This window comes from Streptomyces sp. NPDC059201, from assembly GCF_042754585.1.
In the GTDB taxonomy this organism is placed as follows: domain Bacteria; phylum Actinomycetota; class Actinomycetes; order Streptomycetales; family Streptomycetaceae; genus Streptomyces.
Window position 1 is genome coordinate 859,514 of the sequence record NZ_JBHZBB010000003.1, and the last position, 17,360, is coordinate 876,873.

General features: G+C 73.5%; 13 protein-coding genes. 11 read left to right on the forward strand and 2 right to left on the reverse strand.

Annotation, left to right across the window (positions count from 1 at the left end; translation table 11 throughout):
- Nucleotides 1-246 precede the first annotated feature (246 nt).
- From ACFXMG_RS14195 to ACFXMG_RS14215, 5 genes are read left to right on the forward strand one after another with little or no spacing between them, the layout of a single operon-like run.
- Nucleotides 247-1,884 (forward strand): ABC transporter substrate-binding protein, encoded by a 1,638-nt coding sequence (locus ACFXMG_RS14195; RefSeq protein ID WP_383819535.1) that lies wholly within the window; start codon nt 247-249, stop codon nt 1,882-1,884.
- Entirely contained in the window at nt 1,881-2,834 is a 954-nt protein-coding gene (locus ACFXMG_RS14200; protein WP_383819538.1) for an ABC transporter permease, read from the forward strand. Before ACFXMG_RS14195 ends, ACFXMG_RS14200 begins: the two co-directional genes overlap by 4 nt.
- Nucleotides 2,831-3,700 carry an ABC transporter permease gene (locus tag ACFXMG_RS14205; protein WP_383819542.1) on the forward strand — a complete coding sequence of 290 codons (870 nt, stop codon included), beginning with the start codon at nt 2,831-2,833 and terminating at the stop codon, nt 3,698-3,700. Before ACFXMG_RS14200 ends, ACFXMG_RS14205 begins: the two co-directional genes overlap by 4 nt.
- A gap of 5 nt (nt 3,701-3,705) precedes the next feature.
- Complete coding sequence (locus ACFXMG_RS14210; RefSeq protein WP_383819544.1) at nt 3,706-4,689, forward strand: ABC transporter ATP-binding protein; 984 nt, start codon at nt 3,706-3,708, stop codon at nt 4,687-4,689.
- The gene (locus ACFXMG_RS14215; protein ID WP_383819547.1) at nt 4,686-5,489 is read left to right on the forward strand and encodes an ABC transporter ATP-binding protein; all 804 of its coding nucleotides are present in this window, start codon (nt 4,686-4,688) and stop codon (nt 5,487-5,489) included. Before ACFXMG_RS14210 ends, ACFXMG_RS14215 begins: the two co-directional genes overlap by 4 nt.
- Before the next feature lie 91 nt (nt 5,490-5,580).
- Here the strand turns inward: ACFXMG_RS14215 and ACFXMG_RS14220 are convergent, their stop codons facing one another.
- Complete coding sequence (locus ACFXMG_RS14220) at nt 5,581-7,053, reverse strand: alpha/beta hydrolase (RefSeq protein WP_383819549.1); 1,473 nt, start codon at nt 7,051-7,053, stop codon at nt 5,581-5,583.
- Nucleotides 7,054-7,170: 117 nt separating this feature from the next.
- On the opposite strand from ACFXMG_RS14220, the gene ACFXMG_RS14225 reads away from it, so the two are divergent.
- A complete protein-coding gene (locus ACFXMG_RS14225) occupies nt 7,171-8,079 on the forward strand; it encodes a MerR family transcriptional regulator (RefSeq protein ID WP_383819552.1) in 909 nt (302 codons plus the stop codon).
- Nucleotides 8,080-8,182: 103 nt separating this feature from the next.
- Nucleotides 8,183-9,004 (forward strand): VOC family protein, encoded by an 822-nt coding sequence (locus ACFXMG_RS14230; protein ID WP_383819555.1) that lies wholly within the window; start codon nt 8,183-8,185, stop codon nt 9,002-9,004.
- A gap of 63 nt (nt 9,005-9,067) precedes the next feature.
- Here the strand turns inward: ACFXMG_RS14230 and ACFXMG_RS14235 are convergent, their stop codons facing one another.
- Nucleotides 9,068-10,516: an MFS transporter gene (locus ACFXMG_RS14235; protein WP_383819558.1), complete on the reverse strand. Its 1,449-nt coding sequence runs from the start codon at nt 10,514-10,516 to the stop codon at nt 9,068-9,070.
- 227 nt (nt 10,517-10,743) lie between these two features.
- On the opposite strand from ACFXMG_RS14235, the gene ACFXMG_RS14240 reads away from it, so the two are divergent.
- From ACFXMG_RS14240 to ACFXMG_RS14255, 4 genes are all read left to right on the forward strand, one after another.
- The gene (locus ACFXMG_RS14240; protein ID WP_383819596.1) at nt 10,744-11,163 is read left to right on the forward strand and encodes a MarR family winged helix-turn-helix transcriptional regulator; all 420 of its coding nucleotides are present in this window, start codon (nt 10,744-10,746) and stop codon (nt 11,161-11,163) included.
- 126 nt (nt 11,164-11,289) lie between these two features.
- On the forward strand, nt 11,290-12,162 hold the full coding sequence (locus ACFXMG_RS14245) for a DUF4344 domain-containing metallopeptidase (protein ID WP_383819560.1): 873 nt from the start codon (nt 11,290-11,292) through the stop codon (nt 12,160-12,162).
- A gap of 172 nt (nt 12,163-12,334) precedes the next feature.
- On the forward strand, nt 12,335-15,319 hold the full coding sequence (locus tag ACFXMG_RS14250) for a carbohydrate binding domain-containing protein (RefSeq protein ID WP_383819563.1): 2,985 nt from the start codon (nt 12,335-12,337) through the stop codon (nt 15,317-15,319).
- Between the two features lie 216 nt (nt 15,320-15,535).
- Nucleotides 15,536-17,302: a S8 family serine peptidase gene (locus ACFXMG_RS14255; RefSeq protein ID WP_383819565.1), complete on the forward strand. Its 1,767-nt coding sequence runs from the start codon at nt 15,536-15,538 to the stop codon at nt 17,300-17,302.
- The last annotated feature ends 58 nt before the right edge of the window (nt 17,303-17,360 follow it).

Sequence of the window (17,360 nt, forward strand, 5' to 3'; positions counted from 1 at the left end):
GGCCCCGCGGCGCTCGCGTCCCACCCCGGGCGCGCACCGCCCGGCCCCGCGGTCCCGGCGACCCGCCCCGGGGTCGCTCCGTCATGCTCTGAAGCTTCGGTCATGAGCTGATGCTGCCACCCCCGTGACCATTGCGAAACCGTTCCCGCAAAGCACCCGGAAACCCTTGTGCGGGAACGTTCCCGCATCAATACTCGCTCCATCCCCCCAGCGCCCGTCACTACACCCGTAAAGGGGTGGGTCTGCATGCGCACGCCCAGATTCATCGCACTCGCCTGTACCGCCGCCCTCGCGGCCTCCCTCACCGCCTGCTCCGGCGCCACCCAGCCGCGGCAGGGCACCACGGGCGGGGCCGACTTCAAGGTCTCCCCCACCTCGCCGGCCGCGAAGGGCCCGCTCGACTCCTTCACCTGGTCGCTCTACGCGGAGCCGTACACGCTCGACTACGCCCTCGCGTACGACTACCCGCCGAACACCGTGCTCGCCAACGTCTGCGAGCAGTTGCTGCGGGTCACCCCCGACCTGAAGATCGAGCCCGGTCTCGCGGTGAAATGGGCGCAGCCCGACCCGCGCACCCTCGTCTACACCTTGCGGCCGGGCGTCAAGTTCCACGACGGCACGGTCATGACCGCCGACGACGTCGTCGCCTCCCTGAAGCGGCAGATGGACCCGGCCACCGGCTCCCCGTGGGGCACCGCCTTCAAGACCGTCGAGTCGATCGAGAAGAGCGGCCCGCTGGAGGTGACGATCAGGCTCGGCAAGCCCGACGCCCTCTTCCACGAACTGCTCGCCGCCTCCCCCGGCACCGTCGTCAGCGCCGCCTCCCTCACGAAGGAGGGCAAGGACTACGGCACCCCCGCGGGCGACCTGAACTGCACCGGCCCCTTCGCCCTGGAGAAGTGGGCGCAGGGCGACAGCATCACCCTGAAGAAGCACGCGGAGTACTGGGACGAGAAGCTCACCCCGAAGTCGGAGTCGGTGAAGTTCACCTTCATCGAGGACGCGGCCGCGCGCGCCAACGCCTTCCTCTCCGGCACCGCCGACGGCGGCTACCTGGTGCCGTCCTCCTCCTTCGCCCAGCTGCGCGGCAGCGGCAAGGGGCAGCTCCTCTTCGGCCCGAACACCGCCGCGGCCGACCTCGCGGTCCTCGACTTCAAGGGCACGCTCGGCGACGTCCGGGTCCGCAGGGCCCTGTCGATGGCGCTCGACCGGAAGAACATCGTGAAGGCGGCCGCCGGCGGCGTCGGCGTGCCGGCCAAGGCCCCCGCCGCGCGCGGCGCCTGGGCCCTCGTCCCGGAGAGGACCGCCGCGCTCTACGACACGCTGCCCGAGCCGGTGTACGACGTCGCGGGCGCGAAGAAGCTGATCGAGGAGGCCCACGCCACCGGCCGGAAGGTCACCATCGCGACCAGCACCCTCGCCCCGGAGGTCAGCGTCCTCGCCAACGCCGTGCAGGCGGCGGGCCGCGAGATCGGCCTGGACGTCAAGCTCCAGCCGGTCTCCCCGGACGCGTACAGCAACATCTTCGTCGACCCGGCCGCCCGCGAGGGCCTCGACCTGGTCATCACCAACGGCTACGACAACACGCCGGACCCGCTGGAGTTCTACCAGTACCTGCGCACCGGCGACTTCGGCAACTACGGCAACTGGTCGAACCCCGAGTACGACCTCGCCTTCGACCGCGCCAACACCGAGTACGACCCCGCCAAGCGGACCGAACTCACCGCGGAGGTCCAGAAGATCGCCCTCGCCGAGCTGCCCATCATCCCGGTCTACGAGGCGCCCTACTCGGTGTTCCTCGGCAAGCGGATCACCGGCGCGCCGACCGGCATCGCCCAGCTCTACTACCCGTGGGCCGCGACGATCGGGGCCGCACAGTCATGACCCGCTTCCTCGTCGGCCGGCTCCTCGGCCTGGTGGCGGTGGTGTTCGTGACCTCGGTCGTCGTCTTCGGCACCATCCACCTCGCCCCCGGCGACCCGGTCACCTTCCTCCTACACGGCCGCCCCGCGACCCCCGAGGCCGTGGCGGCCCTGCGCGCCGAGCACCACCTGGACGATCCGCTGGTGGTCCAGTACGGCAGGTGGCTCGAGGGCGTCCTCACCGGCGACCTCGGCCGCTCCGCCCAGTACCACCAGGACGTCACCGCGCTCCTCGGCTCGCGGCTCCCCGGCACCGCCCTCCTCGTCGGGTACGCGGCGCTGCTCGTCGCCGTCCTCGGCGTCGGCGCCGGCCTCCTCGCCGCGCTCCGCCCCGGCTTCCTGGACCGGACCGTGCTCATCGGCACGGGCGTGGCCACGGCCACCCCGTCCTTCGTCACGGCCATCGCGCTCGTCTCGCTGTTCTCGGTGCGGCTCGGCTGGTTCCCCGGACCGGGCGGCGGGGCGGCGGAGGGGCTCGGGCCCCGGCTCCACCAGCTGACCCTGCCGGCCCTCGCGCTCGCCCTCACCTTCGCGGGCCTGCTCGCCCGGGTCACCCGCTCCGCGATGCTCGACGAGCTGGGCCGCGAGCACGTCGAGGTGGCCCGCGCCCGGGGCGTCGCCGGGCGGGCCGTGGTCCGCCGGCACGTGCTGCGCAACGCGCTGGGCCCGGTCGTCACCGTCGGCGGCACCATGCTCGCCGGCCTGCTGATCAGCACCGCCATCGTCGAGACCGCCTTCGACGTGCCCGGCCTCGGCTCGCTGCTCGTGCAGTCGGTCACCGCCCAGGACTTCGCGGTCGTCCAGGCGGTCACGCTGCTCAGCGTGGTGGCCTTCGTCCTCGTGAACCTCGCGGTCGACCTGCTCGCCCCGCTCATCGACCCCCGTCTCTCCCCCGGGGAAGGCTCCTCATGACCACCACCCTCACCACGGTGCCGTACCGCAGGCCGGGCCTGCGGAGGCTGCGCCTGCTCGGGCAGGGTCCGCTCTTCACGGCCTCGGTCGCGGTCCTCGCCGCGCTCATCCTCATCGCCGTCTGCGCGCCGCTGCTCGCCCCGTACGACCCCGAGGCGCTCGACCTGGGCGCGAGCCTGGTCGGCACCTCCGGCGACCACCTCCTCGGCACCGACCAGTCCGGGCGCGACATCCTGTCCCGGCTGCTGTACGGCGCCCGCACCGGCCTCCTCGGCCCGCTCCTGGTGGTCGGCGTCTCCACCCTGCTCGGCACCCTGCTGGGCGTGGTCGCGGCGTGGCGCGGCGGCTGGGCCGACACCCTCCTCTCCCGCGCGATGGACCTCGTCTTCTCCGTCCCCGGGCTGATGCTGGCGATCCTGCTGGTCGCCGTCACCGGCCCGGGCATGACCGCCCCGGTGATCGCCATGTCCGTCGCGTACACCCCGTACGTGGGACGGCTGGTGCGCGGCATCGCCCGGCAGGAGAAGGCCCGGCCGTACATCGAGGCGTACGTGGTGCAGGGCTGGTCCGGCTGGACGGTCTGCGTCCGGCACCTGCTGCCGAACATCGTGCCCACCGTCTTCGCGCAGTCCGCGATGAACTTCGGCTACGCGCTGATGGACCTGGCGGCGCTGTCCTTCCTCGGCTTCGGCGTCCAGCCGCCGACCGCCGACTGGGGCGCCATGATCAACGAGGGCCAGGGCGCCGTCCTCCAGGGCGCGATGCTGCCGGCGCTCGCGCCGTCCGTGTGCATCGTGCTCGCGGTGGTGGCCTTCGGCATCGTCGGCGAGGGCCTCGCCGACCGCATCGCCCGGCGGGAGAAGTGACCACCATGAACCACTCGGCATCCACGCCCGTCCTGGAGATCGACCGCCTCGAACTGCGGCTCCCCGACGACCGGGCCGCCCGGCCCATCCTCGACGGCGTCAGCCTGACCGTGCGCGCCGGGGAGACCGTCGGCCTGGTCGGCGAGTCCGGCTCCGGCAAGTCCGTCGCCTGCCGCAGCGTCCTCGGCCTGCTGCCCAGGGGCGCCCGCACCACCGGCCAGGTCCGGGTCCACGGCGCCGACGTCCTCACCATGGACCGCGCGCGGCTGGCCTCGCTGCGGGCCCGCGAGGTCGCGATGGTCTTCCAGGACCCGCGCGCCTCCGTCAACCCGCTGCGCCGCGTCGGCGACTTCCTCACCGAGGGCCTGCGGGCCTCCGGCACCCCCGCCGCCCAGGCCACCGCGCGGGCCGAGGAACTCCTCGCCGCGGTCGGCATCCGCGACCCGCGCGGGGCGCTGCGCCGCCACCCGCACCAGTTCTCCGGCGGCATGCTCCAGCGGGTCGTCATCGCCGCCGCGCTCGCCGCCGAACCGGCGCTCCTCGTCGCCGACGAGCCCACCACCGCCCTGGACGTCACCACCCAGGCCGAGGTCATCTCCATCCTGGCCCGGCTGCGGGCCGAGCGCGGCACCGGCATGCTCTTCGTCACCCACGACCTGGAGCTGGCCTCGGCGATCTGCGACCGCGTGTACGTGATGTACGCGGGCCGGATCGTGGAGACCCGCTCCACCGACGAGCTGTTCGACCGCCCCCGCCACCCGTACACCGCGGGGCTGCTCGCCTGCACCCCCCGGATCGAGGCCGGTTCGCCCGCGCCCCGCCCGATCCCGGGCCGCCCGGTGTCGCTGGCCGAGTCCCCGGCCGGCTGCGCCTTCGCCGCCCGCTGCGCGCACGCGGTGGCGCGCTGCGCGCAGGAGCGGCCCGAACTGGCACGGCACGGCGAGGGCTTCGCCGCGTGCCTCCGCGCCGAGGAAGGGATCACGCTGTGACGACCGACGTGGAGAAGGGGCTCGTCGTCGACGGGCTGCGGAAGCGGTACGGCGACCACACGGCCGTCGACGGGGTGTCGTTCACCCTGCCGGCGGGCGGCTCGCTGGCGATCGTCGGCGAGTCCGGCAGCGGCAAGACGACCACCGTCCGGATGCTGGTCGGCCTGGAGCGCGCCGACGGCGGCACGGTCCGCCTCGACGGCCGGGACCGCTCGGCCCGCCCCCGGGGCCGCCGGGAACGGCTGGCCAGGGCCCGGGACATCCAGATGGTCTTCCAGGACCCGTACCTGTCCCTGGACCCGCGGATCCCGGTCAGCGGCTGCATCGACGAGGTGCTGCGCCTGCACACCCCGCTCGACCCGGCCGCCCGCGAGGCGCGGGTCTCCGACCTCCTCGACCGGGTCGGGCTCGGCGCCCGCGAGGCGACCGCGCTCCCCCGGGGCCTGTCCGGCGGCCAGCGGCAGCGCGTCGCCATCGCCCGCGCGCTGGCGGTCGAGCCCCGCGTCCTCGTCCTGGACGAGGCGGTCGCGGCGCTCGACGTGTCGATCCAGGCGCAGATCCTGGACCTGCTGCGGGAGATCCGCCGCGAGGCGGGCATCGGCTACCTCTTCGTCACCCACGACCTGGCGGTGGTCCGGCACGTCGCGGACGACGTGCTCGTCCTCAAGTCGGGCCGGGTGGTGGAGTCAGGCCCGGTGGACCGGGTCCTCGGCGCACCCGAACACCCCTACACCCGGCTCCTGTTGGACTCGGTCCCCCGGCGCGGCTGGGACCCGGCCCGGCTGTCGGGCCGGGGCTGACCCGTCGTGGTGCCGTCGGGGGGCGGCACCACGACCGGGTCCACGGACAAGCACCCATCGAGCCGGTACGTCCCCGGAGATCACCGTCCCGTCATGCCGCCCCGGTCACGCGCCGCAGGACGGCGTGGGCCGCGCTGACCACGGCGGCGCGGGAGGCGTCCGTGTGGTCGAACGCCTCGAAGCCGTGCCGTCCTTCCGGCACGTCGACGATCTCCACGTCCGTCCCGTGCTTCCCGGCGGCGGCGAGGAACTCCTCCACCGTCGCGGCGAACGCGGGGTGTTCGCGTCCGGCGCGGACGAGGACGAGCGGCAGCGGCCCGGTGCCCGCGAGCGCGGCCACCGGGCGGAAGCGCGTCTCGACGGTCTCCCAGCCGGGCGGCGGGGCGAGGACGGGGTAGGAGAGGGCGAGGCAGCGCAGCCACGGCGGCGGCGCCGCCAGCCAGTCCGCGGCGAGGAGCCCGCCGCCGGAGAAGATCCACAGCGCGATCCGGTCGGGGTCGACCCGGGGATGAGCGCGGAGCCGCTCGACCGCCCCGGCCAGGTCCTCGGCGGCGCGCGCGTAGTCGGTCAAGGCGTACAGCCGGTGGTCGACGGCGGCGCCGACGACGCCGAGGGAGGCCAGGTGGCGGGCGTACCCCCGGTAGAAGGGGGTGTCGCGCGGGGTGGGCGCGCGGTCGGCGTCGACGGGCCCGCCGTGCACAAGGAGGACGGCGGGGCAGCGCCCCTCGGCCTCGGGCGGGTAGACGTCGACGTGGCCGTGCCGCTCGTACGGAATCTCCGGCACGTCCAGCAGGAACTCCTGGTCCTTGTAGGCAGGTTGATCGTCCCCGAGGGTGAGCCGCCGCCCCTCGCCCGCGGCCGACCACAGTAGTACGTCGGTGAGTTCGGCCGGGTGCGAGAGCATCGGCCAGTGTCCGGCCGGAAGTTCGAAGAACGCGTAGCCGGGTCCGGCCAGCTTCCGGAAGCGCGGCGGGCCCGTGCGGACCAGCATCTCGACCACGTCCACGCCCGGCCCGTCGGCCGTGCACATCACCGCCGCGGCCGGCACCTGGTCCACCCCGCCGCCGAGCCGCAGCGGTTCGGTCAGGGTACGGGCGGGCTGCGGCACCGCCAGCCGGTCCAGGCGGTCCAGGTCCGCGCCGGAGAGCCCGTCGAGGCTCCCCCACCGCGCCCACTCCTCGCCCCGGGGCGGCGGGAGCGGCGCCGTGTCGTGGCCGAGCCGGGCGCGCACGGTCTCGTCGCGGACGAGGAGCAGCGCCGGGTCGCCGTCCGAGGGGAGCCCGGCGGCGACGTACACGACCCGGGCGACCTGGTCCGGCCGCCGGTCGGCGGCGGCGAGCACGGGGTGGATGCCGTAGTCGTGCCCGACGAGGACGACCTCCGGATCGCCGATCCGGTCGAGGAGTCCGGTCAACTCCCCCACATGCGTGCCGAGTCCGGCGTCCGGACCGCCGTCCAGGGTCACCGGGTACGCCTCGGCCCCCGCGCCCCGCAGCCGCTCCGCGACCTCGTCCCACACCCACCCGCCGGTGAACGCGCCTCCCACCAGTACGAACGTCGTCATCCCAGCCTCCTCCTGCTGCTCGTGTCCCACGACGGCCACCGGCAGGCTAGGAACTCCCCTTGGGGGAGATTCCACTCCGGGAGCGGGCGGTTAGGGTCGGCGGGGGAGGTGTGCGGGGTGACGGACGCGGACGGGACGTGGAGCATCGGCGAGCTGGCCGGGCGGGCCGGGGTGACGGTGAAGACCGTGCGGTACTACTCGGACCGGGGCCTGCTGCCGGAGGCGGGGCGCAGCGGCGGCGGGCACCGGCGGTACGGCTCCGGGGCGCTCGTCCGGCTGCGGGAGATCCGGTCGTTGCGCGCGCTCGGCCTCGGCGTGCCGGAGGTGGCGCGGGCGCTGGAGGACGAGGGCCGGCTGGCGGACGTGGTCGCCGGGGAGCTGCGGGGCGTGGCGCGCGAGCGGGCGGCGCTGGCGTGGCGGGAGGCGTCGCTGCGGCTCCTGTCGGAGTGCGATCCCGCCGAACGGGCCGAGCTGCTGCCGCTGTTGGGCGCCTCCGCGCTGCCGCCGGAGCCGGACGCGGTGGTCCGGTTCTGGCGCCGGTCGCTGCCCGTGCGGCTCCCGGCGCCGCTGGTGGCGCGGGTCCTCGACGAGGTGGTGCCGGTGCCGCCGGACGACCCGTCCCCGAACCAGGTACGGGCCTTCGCCCGGCTGCGGGCCCTGGTCTGCGACCCCCGCCCCGGGCGGGCGCCGGGTCCCCCGCTGCGCGGCGAGCGGTACCGGCCCGCGGTCCTGTACGAGGGGCTGGAGGAGGCGTACGGCCTGGCGGCGGCGGAGGTACGGGCCGGGCGGCCGCCCGGTGGCCGGGGCGTCCTGGACTGCTTCGCCGGCGCGTACGCCCACGCCCTCGGGGAGCGCGACTCCCCCGCCTTCCGCCGGCGGCTCGTCGAGCTGCTCGGCCGGGAGGACACGACGGTGATGGCGCGCTACTGGAAGCTGGTCCCCGCGCTCCTCCCGCCGGACCGCCCCGCCCTCGGCCTGCTGCACCACCACCTCACGGAGGCCCTGACGGAGCCACGTACCGCCTGATACCAGGGGGCCGGCCGGGTGAACCGGGGTGTGCCGGGGGGCGCGCCGGGGAAGGCGCGCGAGGTGGCGTCCGTGGCGGACGCTCGGTCAAGGAGGTGGTCCGGTGACGGGGCCGACGACGGCACAGGCGCTGGGCGCGCCGTGCTGGCTGAGTCTGGCGGCGCGGGATCTGGGCGCGGCGGAGCGGTTCTACGGCGCGGTGCTGGGCTGGACGTTCCGTCCCGGCAAGCTGGAGGCGGGCTCGGCGTACGCGGTGGGCGAGCGGGACGGGACGCCGGTCGCGGGGATCGCCGCGCTGGCGGCGGAGCTGGCGGTGCCGGTGGCGTGGACGGTGCTCTTCGCGGTGGAGGACGCGGACGCGGCGGTGGCGCGGATCCGGGAGCGGGGCGGCACGGTGGGCGTGGGCCCGGTGGCGTATCCGCCGCAGGGGCGGGCGGCGCTCGCGACGGACCGGGACGGGGCGGCGTTCGGGGTGTGGGAAGGGCGCCTGGTGTCGCGCTGGCAGGTCGGCGAGCAGGACGCCCCGGCGTGGGTGGAGCTGCACACCCGGGACGCCTTCGACGCGGCTGTGTTCTACGGCGGGGTGCTGCGCTGGTCGGAGGAGGGTCCTGGCCACTGCGAGACCTCGTACGAGGAGGACCGGGTGGTGCTGCGCCGGGACGGGCTGGCGGTGGCGCGGCTCGACAGCGGCCCGGTGGAGGCGGCCTCGCCCCGGCCGCAGCTGCGGCCGCGCTGGCTGGTGCGGTTCCGGGTGCCGGATCTGAGGGCCTCGGTGGCGGCGGTGACGGAGCACGGCGGTTCGATCGTGCCGGGCGGCGAGTGGGGCGGGGCCAGGGAGCCGGAGACCACCGGCCGCGACCGCCGGGTCGTGGTGCGCGACCCGGACGGCGCGCTCTTCACCCTGGAGGCGGACGGCACGCGGTGAGCGGTACGGGGACGGGGTCGGCGCCCTCGTCCCCGTACCGCTGCGGGGGTGTCGCGACGGGGGTCAGGCCGCGCGGGCGGCCTCCGGGACGGGGGCCTCGGCGGGGGCGGCGGTGACCGGGGTGTGCCGGGCGGGGATCAGGGCGGCGACGAGCGAGGCCAGGAGGGCGACGCCGGCGCCGATGAGCATGGCGGCGCGGAAGCCGCCCTCGGACGGCAGGGTGTGGCCGCCGAGGGTCGTGGTCATCTGGGCGAGGACGACGCCGATGACGGCGGCGGAGACCGAGGTGCCGATGGACCGCATGAGGGTGTTGAAGCTGTTGGCGGAGGCGGTCTCCTCGGCGGGGACGGAGCCCATGATGAGCGCGGGCATCGCGCCGTAGGCGAGGCCGACGCCGGTGTTGCAGATCAGGGTGACGACGAGGATGCCCCAGGTGGAGCCCATGAGGGCGAGCGAGGAGGCGTAGCCGGCGGAGATGACGAGGGCGCCGACGGAGAGCGTGACCTTGGGGCCGCGGGCGGCGGACAGCTTGGCGCCGAGCGGGGCGAGCACCATCATCGCGAGGCCCGCGGGGGCCATCCAGAGGCCCATCGCCATCATCGACTGGCCCAGGCCGTAGCCGGTGGCCTCGGGGAGCTGGAGGAGCTGCGGGACGACCAGCGACTGCGCGTACATGGAGAAGCCGACGAGGACCGAGGCGAGGTTCGTCAGCAGGACGACCGGGCGGGCGGTCACGCGCAGGTCGACGAGCGGGTCGCGGGTGCGCAGCTCCCAGAAGCCCCAGGCGAGCAGCACCACGGCGGCGGCGGTGAAGAGGCCCAGCGTGGTGGCGCTGCCCCAGCCCCAGGTCGCGCCCTTGGAGACGGCGAGCAGCAGGGAGACGAGACCCGCGCCGAGACCGACGGCGCCGAGCAGGTCGAAGCGGCCGGGGTTCGGGTTGCGGCGGCCGGCCGGGACGAGGCGCCAGATGAGGACGGTGACGACGGCGCTGAGCGCGGCGGCGACCCAGAAGAGGACGCGCCAGCTGGCGTGCTCGGCGACGGCGGCGGAGAAGGGCAGGCCGAGGGCGCCGCCGACGCCCATCGAGGCGCTCATGAGGGCGATGGAGCCGCCGAGCTTCTCGGGCGGCAGGACGTCGCGGAGCAGGCTGATGCCGACGGGGACGACGCCCATGCCGAGGCCCTGGAGTCCGCGCCCGACGATCATCGGGACGACGGAGTCGGCGAGGGCGCAGACGACCGAGCCGGCGATCAGGGGGACGGTCGAGGCGAGCAGCACGGTCCGCTTGCCGAGGGTGTCGCCGAGGCGTCCCGCGACGGGGGTGGCGACGGCGGCGGCGAGCAGGGTGGCGGTGATCACCCACGAGGCGTCGGAGGCGCTGGCGTGGAGGAGCCGCGGCAGGTCGCCGATCAGCGGCACCACGAGGGTCTGCATGAGTGCCGCCACGATGCCGGCGAAGGCGAGGACGCCGACGACGCCTCCGGGGCGTGCGTCGGTCTGGGCGCGGTCCACGGGTCTCTCCCTGGGTGAGGGCCATAAAGGGGCTTGTGCATCATGCACATAGATTGCATGATGCACAAGCTATGTATGATGCACATCGCACCGCCGCAGGGGAGAATGACCCCATGGACGAACCCGTGGACGAACCCGTGGAAAGGCCCGTGGAAGAGCCTGTGGAAGAGCCCGCCGAAACGCCCGAGGCCGAGAAGAAGCCCACGGCCCGCGTCGAGTTCGAGACGATGCTGCTGAGCCGGCATTCGCACCTCCACGCCCCGCGGACCCGCGTCGGCGCCGGCGGCCTCGACCGCAGCGCGTACGTGCTCCTCACCCGGATCCGGATGCACGGGCCCATGTCCATCGGGCAGCTCACCGACGCCTTCGGGCTCGACGCCTCCACCCTCAACCGGCAGACCGCGGCCATGCTGCGGGCCGGGGTCGTGGAGCGCATCGCGGACCCCGACGGCGGCATCGCGCGCAAGTTCCGCATCACGGAGGAGGGCGAGCGCCGCCTGGAGGCCGACCGCTCCTTCAACATCGGCGGCCTCGAACGGATCATGGAGCACTGGTCGCCCGGGGACGTCACCCTCCTCGCCGAGCTCCTGGAGCGCTTCAACCGCGACATCGAACGCCTGGAGGGCCGCCCCTGGCCCCGGACCTGACCCCGGACCCGGCCCCGAGGGGGCCGGGGGCGGCTCGCCTCACCCGTCCGGCGCGGCGGACTCGCCCCGCGCCCCCGGTCCGGCCAGGCTCGTCGGCAGGGACGCCCACGAGACGAGGTGCCGCCGATGCCCGCCGCCGCCCGCACCCGCCGCACCCGCCGCCCAGCCCTCTCCCTCGCCCTGGCCACGACCACAGCCCTCCTCACCGGCTGCACGACCACCTCGGCGGCACCCTCCCCCGCCACCCCCACCCCCGGGACGGGCCGCCTCGTCGTCGCGCACGAGGCGCCGCGGACCCCCGAGGAGCGCACCGCCCGCGCCTTCCTGCGGGAGCGCCACGTCCTGGAGGACGCCGCCGCCTACGCGGACGCCCGGATCGCCCTCCCCCGCGACATCCCCCTGCGCGCGGCGAGCTGCGACGCCCCCAACCCCTCCTGGGACAAGACCACCGGCCGGATCACCTACTGCTACGGCTTCGTGCCCGACGCCCGGAGCGTCTTCGCCCGCGTCGACACCGACGGCACCCCGTCCGAGCGGACCGCGGCCGTCGACGAGGACGTCGTCGGGCTCTCGAACGGCGTCCTCTTCCACGAGCTCGGGCACGCCCTGATCGACCTCTACGACCTGCCCGTCACCGGCCGCGAGGAGGACGCGGTCGACCAGCTCGCCGTCCTCCTCCTCGCCTCCGGCGACGAACGCCACGCCGACTACGCGATGTCCACGGTCAACGCGTGGGGCGCGATGTGGGAGGCGTCCGAGGGCGGCGACCCGGGCGTGGCCGAGTACTCCGACATCCACTCGATGGACGGGCAGCGCTTCTTCAACTGGGCCTGCTGGCTGTACGGATCCGATCCCGAGCGGTTCGCCGACGCGGTGGACGCCGAGGGGAACCCGGACGGGGTGCTTCCCCGCGACCGCGCCGCGCTCTGCCCGGCCGAGTTCCGGCGCATCGACTCGTCCTGGCGGACCCTGCTGGGCCCGTACCTCAAGCGGCGGTGAATCCCACGATGCGAACCGCTTCGACGCGGACCCTTTACGCGCGCGCCGCACAGCGGTAACTTCCCGCCGACGCAAGAACTTTCCGCAAGTTTCCGCACGCGCTTCCATGGGGGCCGATCCCCGCCGCACCACCGGCCCCCTCCCCCGGCGCGCCCCCGTCTGGAGATTCCGCATGACCCCCACCCGCATACGGCCGCGCGGGCGCGCTCTCGCGCTGCTCGGTGTCGCCGCCGGCCTCACCGGCCTGGTGGCCGCGCCGCCCGGCCCGGTCGCCTCGCCCGTCGACGCCGCACCGGCGGCGGCCGTCGCCGAGAACACCGCGACGGTCTACTACTGGACCAAGACGAAGAACTGGCCCGCCTACAAGCTGCATTACGCGCCCGACGGCGGCTCCTGGACCGCCGTCCCCGGCGTCGCGATGGAGCCCGCCTGTACGGACTGGGTGAAGAAGACCGTCAGCCTGGGCTCCGCCGCGGGCCTCCAGGCCACCTTCACCAACGGCACCGGCACCTGGGACAACAACGGCGGCCGCAACTACGCCCTGGGCACCGGGAACATCACCGTGAAGGACGGCGTGGTCGCCCACTCCGACCCGTGCGCCGACACCCCGCCGCCCGCTTCCAACAAAGCGACCGTGTACTACTCCTCGGCCTCCCTCGGCTGGTCGACGGTGAACGTCCACTACCAGCCGGCCGGCGGCGCGTGGACCGCCGTGCCCGGCCTCGGCATGACGGCCGCCTGCACCGGCTGGTGGAAGCGGGAGCTCGACCTCGGCACCGCCACGACCCTCAAGGCCGCGTTCAACAACGGCAACGGCGTGTGGGACAACAACGGCGGCTCCGACTACACGATCGGCACCGGCACCTCCACCGTCCGCGACCGCGCGGTGACCGCGAACGCGGCCGACCCCTGCGCCGCGACCCCGCCCGACACCCAGGCGCCCACCGCCCCGGCCCGCGTCACCGCGAGCGCCGACGGCGTCTCCGTCCTGCTCTCCTGGGACGCGGCCACCGACGACCGGGGCGTGACGAAGTACCAGGTCACCCGTACCGGTGGCACCACCGGCACGGTCGTCACGGACGTCGGCTCGACGGTCTTCTCGGACACGAACCTGGCCGCGCGCACCGCGTACACGTACACGGTGAAGGCCGTGGACGCCGCCGGCAACGTCTCGGCCGCCTCCGCGCCCGCGACCGCCACCACCGGGGACAGGCCGACCGCCCCGCCGAACGGCAAGCCGCTCGGCACGGACCCGCGCAAGGACCCGATCTACTTCGTCCTCACCGCCCGCTTCTACGACGGCGACGCGTCGAACAACCGGGGCGGCAGCCAGCACGTGAAGTCGGGCAACGCGGCCAACGACGACCCCATGTTCCGGGGCGACTTCAAGGGCCTGGTCCAGAAGCTCGACTACATCAAGGGCCTCGGCTTCTCCGCCGTCTGGGTCACCCCGGTCGTGCTCAACCGCTCGGACTACGACCACCACGGCTACCACGGCTACGACTTCTACAAGGTGGACCCGCGCCTGGAGTCGGCCGGCGCCTCCTACCAGGACCTCATCGACGCCGCCCACGCCAAGGGCATGAAGATCTACCAGGACGTCGTCTACAACCACTCGTCCCGCTGGGGCGCCAAGGGCCTGTTCACCCCGACCGTGTACGGCGTCCGCGACACCCAGTGGAGCTGGTACTACGACGAGAAGCAGCCCGGCTTCGAGTACGACGGTCTGACGGTCGACACCAAGTCCGGCAAGTCGTACTACAACGGCGACCTGTGGTCGACCGCCGAACCGGCCGGCAACACCTGCGTCAACTGGGGCAAGCCGACCGGCGGGAAGAGCGCCGAGGGGTACACGGTCTACAACTGCCAGTGGCCGAGCCCGACGTCCGGGATGTTCCCGAAGGCGCTGTACCACCAGTGCTGGATCGGCAACTGGGAAGGTGAGGACTCCCGTTCCTGCTGGCTGCACGAGGACCTGGCGGACTTCGACACGGAGAACCCGGTCGTCCAGAACTACCTGATCGGCGCGTACAACAAGTACATCGACATGGGCGTCGACGGCTTCCGGATCGACACGGCCGTGCACATCCCGCGCACCACCTGGAACCGCCGCTTCCTGCCCGCGATCCAGGAGCGGGTCACCCAGCGGCACGGCGCCGAGGCGGCGAAGAACTTCTTCGTCTTCGGCGAGGTCGCGGCCTTCGTCAACGACAAGTGGAACCGCGGCTCGGTCAACCACTCCGCCCAGTTCTTCACGTGGAAGGAGCGCAAGGAGTACGACGCCGACGACGCCAAGGCGGCGCTGGAGATGTACGACTACGAGCAGCAGCAGGGCACCGGCAACCAGCCCACGTCCACCAACGCCTTCCTGAACGGCAACAGTTACCACGCGCCCGACCACAGCCGCTTCTCCGGCATGAACGTCATCGACATGCGCATGCACATGAACTTCGGTGACGCGTACAACGCCTTCTCCAACGGCAAGGACTCGGACGACAGTTACAACGACGCCACCTACAACGTCGTCTACGTCGACAGCCACGACTACGGCCCCAACAAGTCCAGCGAGCGGTACACCGGCGGCACCGACGCCTGGGCCGAGAACATGTCGCTGATGTGGACCTTCCGCGGCATCCCGACGCTCTACTACGGCTCCGAGATCGAGTTCCAGAAGGGCCAGAAGATCGACTGCGGGCCCACCTGCCCGCTGGCGACCACCGGCCGCGCCTACTACGGCGCCCACGTCGCCGGCACCGTCACCGCCTCCGACTTCTCCAAGGTCTCCGAGGCGAGCGGCCAGGTCGCGACCACCCTCCAGCAGCCCCTGGTCAAGCACGTCCAGCGGCTCAACGAGATCCGCCGGGCGATCCCCGCGCTCCAGATGGGCCAGTACTCGACCGAGGGCATCTCGGGCGGCATGGCGTTCAAGCGCCGCTACACCAGCGGCACGACGGACAGCTTCGCGCTCGTCACCGTCTCGGGCGGCGCCACGTACAACGGCATCCCGAACGGCACCTACACCGACGCCGTCACCGGTGACGTGAGGACCGTCTCCAACGGCACCCTCTCGGTCGGCGCCCCCGGCAAGGGCAACCTGCGGGTGTACGTCCTGAACGGTCCCGGGAAGATCGGCGCGGCGGGCCCGTACCTGAAGTGATCCCCGCGAGGAGGGGGCGGCGAAGGAAACCCGCCCCCTCTTCGACATGTTCAAGTCAAGATTCTGTTACGTGATCGGGCTTGTCGGACAGAAGTCTTCCTTCCGCCCCGCCCGTCTGGGATCTTGCGTCCACCCCACACATCACAGGGCCCGGCCGGCGCCACCCGCGCCACCGGACCATCGGAGGACGCATTGTTTTCCCACATATCCGGCCGGATGAGACTCGCGGCGACCGCCCTCGGCACGACCCTGGCGCTCGCGGGCCCGGTCTCCCTCGCCCAGGCCGCCCCGCTCGACAACGAGCCGCTCGCGGCCTTCACCGCGGCCGCCGCGTCGAACGCCGCGGCCCCGGCCGCCTGGGCCGCCGGCACCCGCGCGTACCTGGTGATCACCACCCCCGGCGACACCACCTCGGTGCGCAACGCGGTGGCGGCGAACGGCGGTTCCGTCTTCGCCTCGTACGACGCGATCGGCGTGATCGTCGCCCACTCGACCTCCGCCTCCTTCGCGGCCACCATGCGCACCGTCCCCGGTGTCCAGAAGGCCGGCGCGAGCCGCACCTCGGACGTCCCGGCCGACGCGTACAACCCGGCCCTCCCGTCCAACCCGGCGCAGTCGGCGGCCCCGGCGACGGAGCCCGTCCGCTCGGACATGACCCAGATCAAGGCCGACCAGGCGTGGGCCGTCAACCCGGGCTCCGCCTCGGTCAAGGTCGGCATCCTGGACACCGGCGTCGACGACCAGCACCAGGACCTGGCGCCGAACTTCAACGCCGCCGACTCGGTCTCCTGCGCCTACGGCAAGGCCGACACCCGCGCCGGCGCCTGGCGCGACGTCGACCAGCACGGCACCCACGTCGCCGGCACCGTCGCGGCGGCCAAGAACGGCAAGGGCGCCATCGGCGTCGCGCCGGGCGTGAAGATCTCCTCGGTGCGCATCGCCGAGCCCGGCAGCACCCTGTTCTTCCCGGAGAACACCATCTGCGGCCTCGTGTGGTCCGGCGACCACGGCTTCAAGGTCACCAACAACAGCTACTACACGGACCCGTGGCAGTTCAACTGCCCGAACAACCTCGACCAGGCGGCCATCCTGGAGGGCGTGGGCCGCGCCCAGGCGTACGCCGAGGGCAAGGGCTCGCTCCAGGTCGCGGCGGCCGGCAACTCCAACGTCGACCTGGCCAACAAGACCACCGACTCGTCGAGCCCCAACGACTCGACCCCGGTGAACCGGACGATCACCAACGACTGCCTCGACATCCCGGCCGAGCTGCCGGGCGTGGTCACGGTCGCCGCCAACGGCACCAGCGGCACGTCGAAGGCGTCGTTCTCCAACTTCGGCCGTGACGTCATCGAGGTCTCGGCCCCCGGCGAGTCCGTCTACAGCACCGTCCCCGGCGGCAAGTACTCCTCGCTGAGCGGCACCTCGATGGCCGCCCCGCACGTCGCGGGCGTCGCCGCCCTGCTGGCCAGCGCCAACCCGGCGTACACCCCGGCGGACCTCCGCGCCAAGCTCGGCGAGCACGCCACCGACCTGGCCTGCCCCTCGGACGCCCGCTGCACCGGCACCACGGCGAAGAACGGATTCTTCGGCGAGGGCCGCGTGGACGCGCTCAAGGCGGTCGGCGGCTCGACCCCGCCGCCCGGGAAGTACGTCGAGAACCTGACCGACGTGACGATCTCCGACAACGCCACCGTCGAGAGCCCGATCACCGTCAGCGGCGTCACCGGCAACGCGCCGGCGACCCTCAAGGTGGGCGTGGACATCAAGCACACCTACATCGGTGACCTCAAGGTCGACCTGATCGCCCCCGACGGCTCGGTCTACACCGTGCACAACCGGACCGGCGGCGGCGCCGACAACATCGCCCAGACGTACACCGTCAACGCCTCCTCCGAGGTGGCGAACGGCGTCTGGAAGCTCCGTGTCAACGACAACGCGAGCGCGGACACCGGGAAGATCGACGCCTGGAACCTGACCTTCTGATCCCCGCGACCCCCCAGGGGGCCGGAGCGCGCCCGCGCTCCGGCCCCCTTCGCGTGCC